The organism is Pseudomonas indica NBRC 103045, from assembly GCF_002091635.1.
Taxonomy (GTDB): domain Bacteria; phylum Pseudomonadota; class Gammaproteobacteria; order Pseudomonadales; family Pseudomonadaceae; genus Pseudomonas_M; species Pseudomonas_M indica.
In genome coordinates this window covers 39,123-48,679 of record NZ_BDAC01000034.1, presented here as the reverse complement: position 1 = coordinate 48,679, position 9,557 = coordinate 39,123, and the positions used below count along the sequence as shown (strand labels likewise).

Genomic DNA, 9,557 nt, shown 5'->3' with positions numbered 1-9,557 from the left:
TACCTTGCGGGACTCAAGCCGCCTTCGCCATCGACTCGCACTCTTCGGCACAACGTTCGCACGCCTGGGCGCATTGCTGGCAGTGCTCGTGCAAGTGCTTGGCGCATTCCTGGCCGCAGGCGCGGCAGGCGATGGCGCAGAGGCGGCAGATTTCATCGACCAGCGCGCTCTCGCGGCACATCAGGCGCGAGGCGAGGCGGCACATGTCGGCACAGTCGCGATCCAGTCGTATGCAGGTCACCAAGTCCTTGACCATGGCCTCCTGGAGGCAGGCGGCGGCGCAGTGCTCGCAGGCCACCGCACAGGCATTGCAGGTTTGGATGCAGGATGCGTAGCGTTGAGTGCTCATGAATACTCCTTCGTGGATTTCGGGCATAAAGGGTTGACCCGAGTCCGCTGGCGGGGTTCTCGGCAATGGACGGATGGGGAAGGGCAACCCTTGTTCCACTTTGGTCGTGGTTGACGCGTCGACAGATGCGGGTATATACACGCATTCATGTTGCCGACCCAATGCCTCTGTACCAAGCTGCGCCGCGCCGCGCGCAACGTCACCAAACGCTATGACGATGCCCTCGAAGGCGCCGGCCTCAAGGCTGCCCAATATTCGCTGCTGCGCCATCTGGAACGGCTGGACAAACCCTGCATCACCAACCTGGCGGAAGCCATGGGCCTCGACCGCAGCACCCTCGGACGCAACCTGCGGGTACTGGAGAGCGAAGGGCTGATTCGTCTCGGCGCCTGCAGTGACCAGCGCAATCGCGTGGTGCTGATGACCGACGAGGGCAGGGCGCGCCTGCAACGGGCCCGCGAAGCCTGGGAGGTCGTGCAGGCGGAGCTGGCCGAGCGCCTCGGTGCGGAAAAACGTGCGGCACTGATGGCGCTGCTGGAAGAGTTGGAAACCCTGGATTGACTGGAGCGCCGCAGCACGCGGCGCCGTATAAGCCCGTCCTGGTCTGCGGCAGACCGGGAGCGGCAATAAGGAGAGTGCGATGAACGCTGTCTGGCGTGCGAGTGTCTGGGTGCTGCTGGGTGGGTCCCTGATCCTTGCCCTGTCGCTGGGAATCCGCCATGGCTTCGGCTTGTTCCTGCCGCCGATGAGCGCGGAGTTCGGCTGGGGGCGCGAAGTGTTCGCCTTCGCCATTGCCTTGCAGAACCTGATCTGGGGCCTGACCCAGCCTTTCACCGGCGCCCTGGCCGACCGCCTGGGTGCGATGCGTGTCGTGGTGGTCGGCGGGGTGCTCTACGGGCTGGGTCTGCTGCTGATGGGCTTCGCCGATTCGCCCTGGTCGCTGTCGCTGAGTGCCGGGCTGCTGATTGGTTTCGGTCTGTCCGGGACCACCTTCTCGATCATCCTCGGCGCAGTCGGCCGCGCGCTGCCGCCGGAGAAGCGCAGCATGGGCATGGGCATCGCCGCGGCGGCCGGCTCGTTCGGCCAGTTCATCATGCTACCGGGGACCCTGGGGCTGATCGGCTGGCTCGGCTGGTCCTCTGCGCTGATCGCCCTCGGCCTGCTGGTGGCGCTGATCGTTCCCCTGGCGGCCATGCTGCGCGACCGGCCGCTGCCGGTGCAGGCCCATGAACAGAGCCTCGGCGAGGCGCTGCGCGAGGCCTCCAGTCACAGCGGGTTTTGGCTGCTGGCTCTGGGCTTCTTCGTCTGCGGCTTCCAGGTGGTGTTCATCGGCGTCCACCTGCCGGCCTATCTGGTCGACCAGCACCTGCCGGCGCAGGTGGGGACCACGGTCCTGGCACTGGTGGGGCTGTTCAACATCTTCGGCACGTACATCGCCGGCTGGCTCGGCGGACGAATGTCCAAGCCGCGCCTGCTGACCGGCCTCTATCTGGTACGCGCGGTGGTGATCGCGGCATTCATCATGACGCCGCTGACCGTCTGGAGCGCCTATGCCTTCGGTATCGCCATGGGCCTGCTGTGGCTCTCCACGGTCCCACTGACCAACGGCACCGTCGCCACGCTGTTCGGTGTACGCAACCTGTCCATGCTGGGCGGCATCGTCTTCCTGTTCCACCAGATCGGCGCGTTCCTCGGCGGATGGCTGGGCGGCTACCTGTACGACCACACCGGCAGCTACGACTTGGTCTGGCAGCTATCCATCCTGCTCAGCCTGATGGCTGCGGCGCTCAACTGGCCGGTGCGCGAACGGCCGGTGGCGCGCCTGCAGGCGGCGGGTAACGCGGCATGAAAGCCGGCCACCTGTGGTTGGCCAGCGTGCTGTTGCTGGGTGTGGCCCTGCTGGCGCTGGCCTGGTGGGGCTGGCGCCACAGCGGCCTGGCGTTGTTGCAGTTGGGGTTGGGGAGCTGCTGAGGCGTCGCTGATAAAAGCGTGAGCTATTTTGCAAAATGTTTCCGCGCTGACGGGTGGCCTTTTGCTAGACTAGCCGCCTTTATCCCTACCCTTAGGAAGTTCCGATGATCAAGGAATTGATCCTGGCCAGTCTGTTGGCCGTCAGCGTTTCCCCTGCGTTTGCCGATACCGCCGCCGAAGAGCCTCAGGAAAGCCACGAGGAAATCCTCGTCGACGCCGATGAGGCAGCCGCCGAAGAGGCGGAATACCCCAGCCCCGAAGAATTCCTCGCCAGCCTGAAGTTCCAGCAGGGCAAGATCGTCATCGGCGATAACCTGGCGACCCTCAACGTCTCTGACCGCTTCGTATTCCTCGATGGCCCGGATGCCGAGCGCGTGCTGGTCGAGGCCTGGGGCAACCCGCCGAGCGATACGCTGCCGCTGGGCATGATCCTGCCGGCCGGCATTTCCCCGTTCGCCGAGGAATCCTGGGCCGTCACCGTCGAATACGAGGAAAGTGGCTACGTCTCCGACGAAGACGCCGCCGACATCGACTACGACGAAATGCTCGAGGGCATGAAAGAAGACACCGTAGCCGACAACACCTGGCGCAGCGAGAACGGCTACGAAAGCGTCGAGCTGGTCGGTTGGGCCGCCAAGCCGCACTACGATGCCGCCGGCAAGAAACTGCACTGGGCCAAGGAACTCAAGTTCGGCGAGGCCGAGGAAAACACCCTCAACTACAACATCCGCGTGCTCGGCCGCAAAGGCGTGTTGGTGCTGAACTTCATCGCCAACATGAACCAACTGCCGGACATCGAGCGCAACCTGCCGGAAGTCCTGGCCATGACCGAGTTCAACCAGGGCAGCCGCTACGCCGACTTCAACCCCGACCTCGACGAAGTCGCCGCCTACGGCCTGGGCGCGCTGATCGCCGGCAAGGTCGCCGCCAAGACCGGCCTGCTGGCCATGCTCCTGATCCTGCTGAAGAAGTTCTGGATCATCCCCGTCGCCATCGGCGGCTGGGTCATGTCCCGTCTGCGCGGCAAGAAGAGCGAGCCAGCACCGGTCGTGACACCGAAAGAGCCCGAGCCGGTTCAGCCCGTCACACCCGCACAGAGTGTGATGGACTTGAACAAGGATGAGCCGAAGGCTTGAAACTGCCGAGGCTGTCGCTGAAAGGAAAGGCCGGACTTTATGTCCGGCCTTTTCGTTTGTATTCGTTCACCCATCTGGGCGATAGGTCGGGGAAGTATGCTTCCCTAGACTGCCTCCACGCCCGGATGCCGTTCCCCTGGCGTGCCACAACAAAAACAAAGGAGGCACTCCATGCGTCGAGTCATTTCCACTGCTTTGGCCGCCCTGGCCCTGGCGGGCGCCGTCGAAGCGCAAGCCAGCGGTTATACCCAGACCAAATACCCCATCGTGTTGGTGCACGGCATCACCGGTTTCGACACCATCGGTGGCCTGGTCAATTACTTCCACACCATTCCCTGGAACCTGGAGCGCGACGGCGCCAAGGTATATGTCGCCAGCGTGGCCGCGTTCAACGATAGCGAGCAGCGTGGCGCGGCACTTGCGCAGCAGATCGTGCCCTGGGCGACGGCCAATGGCGGCAAGGTCAATCTGATCGGTCACAGCCAGGGCTCGCCGACCTCGCGGGTGGCGGCTTCGCTGCGGCCGGACCTGGTAGCGTCGGTGACTTCCGTCAACGGGGTGAACAAGGGTTCGAAAGTGGCGGATGTGATACGTGGTGCCATTCCTGCGAACGGTGCCATCGAGGGCGGGGCTGCTGCCCTGGCGAATGCGTTGGGAGCGATGATCAATCTGCTCTCCGGCAGCAGCAATCCGCAGAATGCCATCGCTGCGCTGGGAACGCTGACGACTGCGGGTACTGCCGCGCTGAACAGCCGTCATCCGTGGGGCGTGAATACCTCCAGCTACTGTGCGAAGTCCACCGAAGTGCACAACGTGCGTGGTTATGACATCCGCTACTTCTCCTGGACCGGCAATACCTCCTACACCAACGTGCTGGATGCCGTGGACCCGTTCCTGGCGATCACCGGGCTGGCCTTCGGCAGCGAGAAGAACGATGGCCTGGTGGGCGTCTGTTCCACCTACCTGGGGTCGGTGTTGGGTGACACCTACAACATGAACCACGTGGATGCGATCAACCATCTGTTCGGCCTGCGCGGCTGGACCGATCCGGTCTCGCTGTATCGCCAGCATGCCAATCGCCTGAAGAACAAGGGCGTCTGAGAATGACGGAGGGTCCGTGTGGCCCTCCAGTGGAGCGATTCCCATGTTTCCACGAGTCTGGTTTCTGGCCAGCGCCGCCCTGGCCCTGGTTTGTGCCGGTGCGGTGCTGTACTGGCAATGGCCTGCGACGCCGGAAGTCGCGACGCCGAGTCGGATGGTCGCCAGCCCCGCGCCGGCGCCGCTTGGCGTCGTACCGTTGCCATCCCGGGCGCAGGACGCGCCGTCCGTGCAACGACCGACGATACCGGCGACGGCGGACACCGAGGTCGATGGCGAACTGACGATGGACGCCGCCGGCAATCTGGTGCTGAGTCTGCGGGTACGTGATTACCTCGACTATTTCCTCAGCGCTGCCGAGCGGATCGGGCTGGAGGCCGCCGTGGCGGCGATGGTGGACGATGCCGGCCGGCGCCTGCGTGAGCCGGCGCTCGGGCAGTTTTCCCGGCTGCTGGCCGATTACATGGACTACAAGCGCGCCAGCCTGGCGCTCATGCAGCAGCCGCTGGACCCGTCGCAGAGCCAGCCGCAGGCGCTGGAGGACGCTTTCCAGCGTCTTGCCCGGTTGCGCCGGGAGCACATGGATGCGGCAGCGGTGGAGGCTTTCTTCGGCGCCGAGGAAGCCTACGCGCGCTACACCCTGGACAGCCTCGCGCTGCAGGCACGCGATGACCTCTCCGGCGAAGACAAGGCCCGGGCCATCGAGGCGTTGCGCACACAACTGCCGGAGGCCATGCGTGCCAGCGAAGTGCGGCAGAGCGAGGCGCTGGCCGTGCAGGCGGAAAGCGAGCGGCTGTGGCAGGAGGGAGCGGGCGAGGAACAGGTGCGCGATTTCCTCGCCATGACCTATGATCCGCCCACGGTCGAGCGGCTGCTCGCCGAGCAGCAGGCCGAGCGGCTCTGGCAGCAGCGCTATGCGGCGTACCGGAGCGAACTCGCCGGCCTGCGTGGCAACGGACTGAGCGAGGCGGACCGGGAGCGGGAAAGCCGGCTCCTGCGCCAGCGGCTGTTCAGCGCCGATGACCTGCACCGGGTGGAGACCTATGACGCGATTGCCGCCAAACAGGAGCTTGCCGATTCCGGCCGTTGATGCGGATGGCCCTCGGTCATGACGGGCGCTGACGAGGCGCCGACGCCGGAGCAGTTGGAGCGGCTCCTGCTGGCCCAGCAGCGCCGGGGGCATGCCCGGCTGCGTTTCGTGCCGACGCTGGAACGCCTGTTCGTCGAGCACCGGGTACGCCGCCTGCGTCGTCGCCTGCCGCTGATTGCGACGACCGCGGTGCTGTTCCAACTGATCTACACCTTTCTCGATTTCGCCCTGATGCCGCCAGCGGTTGCCGGCTCGGTGCTGCCGCTACGCCTGCTGGCGCTGGGCGGGCTTGCGGTCGGGTTCTTCTACTGCCGGCGCCCGCACGCTCCTCCCAAGGCGACGCACGCTGTCTATGCCACGGTGTACGCGCTGAACGGCGGATGCGTTGCGCTGATCGTCCACTTCTGTTGGGCTCAGGGCGTGCCGATGCCGTACGAAGGGTTGTTTCTGATCCTGCTGTTCGGCTACGTGCTGCTTGGTTTGTCGTTCCGTGCGGCATCCCTCTCGGCTTGGGGATTCTGCGGCCTGTTCCTGTTGCCCGGCCTGTGGTTTTCCGAAACCCGGGCGAGCCTGGCCTATCCGGGGCTGTTCCTGGTCTGCGCCAACCTGATCGGCAGTGTCGGTGCCTACTTGCAGGAGCATGGCCAGCGCAGCGCCTGGCTCAACCTGCGGCTACTGGACTTGGCCCGCCTGCGCGCCGAGGCGGACGATGCGCGCAAGCTGCGTCTGCTCGCTGCCGCCAGCCACGACCTGCGCCAGCCGCTCAATGCCATGGGGCTGTATGCCCAGCACTTGCTCGAGCAGACCCGCGAGCCGCTGACCCGGCAGGTCGGCGAGCGTCTGGTGATCTCGGTGGAGCAGCTCAGCCGCCTGCTGCAATCCTTGCTCGACTTCACCCGCCTGACCCTACCCGGTGGCGTGCAGGCGCGTCCGGAGAACCTGCCGCTGCGCCCATTGCTGGCGCGATTGGTGGACGAGGCGCAGGCCGAGATCGAGCAGAGCGATTGTCAGTTGCGCCTGGAGTGCGGGGAGCTTTGGGTGCGCAGCGATGCGTTGCTGCTGGAGCGCCTGCTGCGCAACCTGCTCAACAATGCGCTACGCCATGCCGGGGCCCGACACGTCTGGCTGCGGGCCGAGGCGCAAGGCGACGAGGTGCTGCTGGAGGTGGGCGACGACGGGCGTGGCCTGTCGGTGGAGGAACAGGAGCTGATCTTCGAAGAGTTCCGTCAGTTGGACAATCCGGGACGCAACGCCGAGCGCGGACTGGGGCTCGGCCTGGCCATCGTCCGGCAACTGGCGGCGTTGCTTGAGCATCCGTTGCGTCTGGATTCCCGTCCGGGTGAGGGTGCCCGGTTCAGTCTGCGTCTGCCCGCGGTGGCGCCGGGCGCCGAGGTTTCGCAAAGCGCCGCGCCGGCCAAGGTGTTGGCCGGGCGGATTCTGTTGCTGGAAGACGACCCAGCGGGTCGCGAGGCGTTGCAAGGGCTGTTGCAGCGTTGGGGATGCGAAGTGGAGGTCTGCGCCGACCTGCCGCAAGCCTTGGGCCGTCAGGCCGCTTTTCGGCCACAGGTGCTGATCAGCGATTACCGGCTGGCCGGGGAAGAGGATGGCCTCAAGGCCATTGAGCGTTTGCGCGAAGCGGCCGGGCAGATGCTGCCGGCACTGCTGATCAGCGCGGACGTCAGCCCCGAGTTGCAGGAGCGCTGTATGCCGGCGCATGTCACCCTACTGGCCAAGCCCTTGTTGCCGGCCCGCCTGCGCCGGGCGCTGGCGTTGTCGCTGCCGGAGGCGGTCACAGCCAGCCGCGCTGCCGCGCCGCACTGACGCAGGCGGTTCGGGTATGCACGTCGAGTTCCTGGAACAAGGCTTTCAGGTGCGTCTTGACGGTGTCTTCGGAGAGCCCCAGGCGACGGCTGATGGCCTTGTTCGGCAGGCCCTCGGCGAGCAGCAGGAGGATTTCCCGTTGCCGGGGCGTCAGATGCGGGCGCTCCGTCGTTTGCGGCATCGGCAGGACTTCGCCGAGGAGGACGCGGGTCACCGCCTGGCGCAGGTCCTCGCTGTCGGCGCTTTTCGGGATGAATCCCAGCGCGCCGGCTGCCAGTGCGGCTTGGGCATCCTGGCTGGAATCGCTGCCACTGAGAATCGCCACCGGCGTCGGCAGGCCCTGGCGCTGCCAGCGTTGCAGCAGCTCCAGGCCGGGCATGTCGGGCAGGCGCAAGTCGAGAAGGATCAGGTCGAAGCTGCCGTGCTGCAGGCACTGCTCGGCTTCGGCGGCGGTCTGTGCGGTCTGGATGCGTAGGTCGGGACAGAGTGGGCCGAGCGCCAGGGCCAGGCCGTCGAGGAATATCCGGTGGTCGTCCACCAGAAGCAATGAAAGTCGCTCGGGAAGAGCGGTGCATAGCGCGGTCATGGGCGTCTCACGCGGCGTTTTTGTTGTGATTATCGCCGCGCGAGTCTAGCGCATTCGTGCACACCAGAACCTGCTAACGGTCTCGCCGACGGGTGGCAGACCGTAAACAGGCTCTTAGAAGCGGTAGGTCACTTGTGTACCGATACCATGGGCGCTGTTGCGGTACTCCGCGTTGTAACCCGGCTGCAGGGTGAACGGGCCGATCTGGCCGGAGCTTTCCTGGTTGACCGACGCCTTGCTTTCACGCAGGTAGGAGTAGGCGACGTCGATGGTCAGGTCTTCGTTCGGCGACCAGCCCGCACCCAGGGAGAACACCTTGCGGTTGCCCACCGGGATGCGCACGGTACGGTCGGCATTGCTGGTGGGGGAGGCGTCCAGGGCGAAACCGGTGCGCAGTACCCACTGGCGATTGAGCTGGTAGGCCGCGCCGATGGCATAGGACCAAGTGTCTTCCCAGTGCATTTCTTCGGTCAGGGTGCTGAACTGGCCGGAAACCAGGGCTGGAATGCCCTCGTTCTCCACCACGATCTTGTCCAGGCGGCTCCAGCGGGTCCAGGTGGCGCCGCCGTAGAGAGTCCAGCGGTCGTCCAGCTTGTAGGTGATGGAAGTATCGACCGACTCCGGCGTGGTGAAGTCCAGCTTGGCGTCGTAGCTGCCGTCGAGGCCGAGCAGCGCGGGAGAGTTGCTGACCTTGGTGCGGCCCTCGAGGGTGTAGTCGACCTTGGAGTGATAGGTCAGGCCCCAGGTGGTGCGGTCGTTGATGTCGACCAGCACACCGATGTTGTAGCCGAGCGCGGTGTCGTCGCCCTTGATGTTCAGCTTGGTGTCACCGTTGCCGCCGTTCAGGGCATTGGTGGCGAGCATGTTGGTGAGCTTGCCGTCGATCCTGTTGATCGTCGGGCCGAAACCGACCGATACGCGGTCGTTGATCTGGTAGCTCAGGGTCGGTTGCAGCGTGACCACCTGCACCTTGCTGTAGAGGCCCTTGTAGCGCCCCTGGAAGCTCTTTTCGTAATCGCTGATGAGGGCGAAAGGCGCGTACACGCCGATACCGAAGTGCCAGTCGTCATTCAGCGGGGTGGCGAAATAGCCGAACGGGACGCTGGCGAAGGGCACCATGTCGCCGTCGTTGGTGCCGCTGGCGCTGCTGGACGCATCGTCGATCTCGACCTTGGCCTTGATCGCCGCCAGGCCGCCGCTGACCTCGCTGCGCTTGAGCTTGGACAGGCCCGCCGGGTTGCCATAGAGGGTGCTGGCGTCCTGCGCGGAAGAGGAGCGCCCGGCAAACGCGGTACCCATGCCGCTGACGCTTTGCTCGTTGATCGCGATGCCGTTGGCCAGGGTCTGGGTGGAAAGGGCAGTAAGGGCCAGGGCGATGGAGGTCTTGAGACAGACTTTTCTCATTGTTGGGGTAACTCCGTGCACGTGGGGCGGGGGACGGCACGCTACCCGATTTGACCAACCTTGCCAAGCTGGAAGCCGCGGAATAGAGCGGTTTGTAGGACA

The 9,557-nt window shown here is 65.4% G+C and carries 10 protein-coding genes; 7 read left to right on the top strand and 3 right to left on the bottom strand.

What is annotated here, in order from left to right:
• Positions 1–13 precede the first annotated feature (13 nt).
• Positions 14–349, bottom strand: coding sequence for a four-helix bundle copper-binding protein (locus PIN01S_RS25095; RefSeq protein ID WP_084339644.1), 336 nt, complete (start codon positions 347–349; stop codon positions 14–16).
• A 147-nt stretch (positions 350–496) separates the two neighbouring features.
• Between PIN01S_RS25095 and PIN01S_RS25090 the strand changes: the two genes are divergently transcribed.
• From PIN01S_RS25090 to PIN01S_RS25065, 7 genes are all read left to right on the top strand, one after another.
• Positions 497–910, top strand: a complete 414-nt coding sequence (locus tag PIN01S_RS25090; RefSeq protein WP_084339643.1) for a MarR family winged helix-turn-helix transcriptional regulator — start codon at positions 497–499, stop codon at positions 908–910.
• 79 nt (positions 911–989) lie between these two features.
• Positions 990–2,198, top strand: a complete 1,209-nt coding sequence (locus tag PIN01S_RS25085) for an MFS transporter (protein WP_084339642.1) — start codon at positions 990–992, stop codon at positions 2,196–2,198.
• Positions 2,195–2,320, top strand: a complete 126-nt coding sequence (locus PIN01S_RS27390) for a hypothetical protein (protein ID WP_277225383.1) — start codon at positions 2,195–2,197, stop codon at positions 2,318–2,320. The genes PIN01S_RS25085 and PIN01S_RS27390 overlap by 4 nt, the downstream gene beginning before the upstream one ends.
• A gap of 104 nt (positions 2,321–2,424) precedes the next feature.
• The gene (locus PIN01S_RS25080) at positions 2,425–3,456 is read left to right on the top strand and encodes a DUF2167 domain-containing protein (RefSeq protein ID WP_084339641.1); all 1,032 of its coding nucleotides are present in this window, start codon (positions 2,425–2,427) and stop codon (positions 3,454–3,456) included.
• 171 nt (positions 3,457–3,627) lie between these two features.
• On the top strand, positions 3,628–4,557 hold the full coding sequence (locus PIN01S_RS25075; protein WP_084339640.1) for an esterase/lipase family protein: 930 nt from the start codon (positions 3,628–3,630) through the stop codon (positions 4,555–4,557).
• A gap of 43 nt (positions 4,558–4,600) precedes the next feature.
• Positions 4,601–5,644, top strand: coding sequence for a lipase secretion chaperone (locus PIN01S_RS25070; protein WP_084339639.1), 1,044 nt, complete (start codon positions 4,601–4,603; stop codon positions 5,642–5,644).
• Positions 5,645–5,662: 18 nt separating this feature from the next.
• Entirely contained in the window at positions 5,663–7,465 is a 1,803-nt protein-coding gene (locus PIN01S_RS25065) for a hybrid sensor histidine kinase/response regulator (RefSeq protein WP_084339638.1), read from the top strand.
• Here the strand turns inward: PIN01S_RS25065 and PIN01S_RS25060 are convergent.
• Both PIN01S_RS25060 and PIN01S_RS25055 read right to left on the bottom strand, forming a co-directional pair.
• The gene (locus PIN01S_RS25060; RefSeq protein WP_084339637.1) at positions 7,434–8,051 is read right to left on the bottom strand and encodes a response regulator transcription factor; all 618 of its coding nucleotides are present in this window, start codon (positions 8,049–8,051) and stop codon (positions 7,434–7,436) included. The genes PIN01S_RS25065 and PIN01S_RS25060 overlap by 32 nt on opposite strands.
• A 114-nt stretch (positions 8,052–8,165) precedes the next feature.
• Positions 8,166–9,455: an outer membrane protein transport protein gene (locus tag PIN01S_RS25055; protein WP_084339636.1), complete on the bottom strand. Its 1,290-nt coding sequence runs from the start codon at positions 9,453–9,455 to the stop codon at positions 8,166–8,168.
• Between the last annotated feature and the right edge of the window lie 102 nt (positions 9,456–9,557).

What these genes read in the sequence shown, in the direction of transcription:
- PIN01S_RS25095 (WP_084339644.1), bottom strand. Translation starts at nt 349, where the DNA reads ATGAGCACTCAACGCTACGCATCCTGCATCCAAACCTGCAATGCCTGT.
- PIN01S_RS25070 (WP_084339639.1), top strand. Translation starts at nt 4,601, where the DNA reads ATGTTTCCACGAGTCTGGTTTCTGGCCAGCGCCGCCCTGGCCCTGGTT.
- PIN01S_RS25075 (WP_084339640.1), top strand. Translation starts at nt 3,628, where the DNA reads ATGCGTCGAGTCATTTCCACTGCTTTGGCCGCCCTGGCCCTGGCGGGC.
- PIN01S_RS25055 (WP_084339636.1), bottom strand. Translation starts at nt 9,455, where the DNA reads ATGAGAAAAGTCTGTCTCAAGACCTCCATCGCCCTGGCCCTTACTGCC.
- PIN01S_RS25090 (WP_084339643.1), top strand. Translation starts at nt 497, where the DNA reads ATGTTGCCGACCCAATGCCTCTGTACCAAGCTGCGCCGCGCCGCGCGC.
- PIN01S_RS25060 (WP_084339637.1), bottom strand. Translation starts at nt 8,051, where the DNA reads ATGACCGCGCTATGCACCGCTCTTCCCGAGCGACTTTCATTGCTTCTG.
- PIN01S_RS25085 (WP_084339642.1), top strand. Translation starts at nt 990, where the DNA reads ATGAACGCTGTCTGGCGTGCGAGTGTCTGGGTGCTGCTGGGTGGGTCC.
- PIN01S_RS25080 (WP_084339641.1), top strand. Translation starts at nt 2,425, where the DNA reads ATGATCAAGGAATTGATCCTGGCCAGTCTGTTGGCCGTCAGCGTTTCC.
- PIN01S_RS27390 (WP_277225383.1), top strand. Translation starts at nt 2,195, where the DNA reads ATGAAAGCCGGCCACCTGTGGTTGGCCAGCGTGCTGTTGCTGGGTGTG.
- PIN01S_RS25065 (WP_084339638.1), top strand. Translation starts at nt 5,663, where the DNA reads ATGACGGGCGCTGACGAGGCGCCGACGCCGGAGCAGTTGGAGCGGCTC.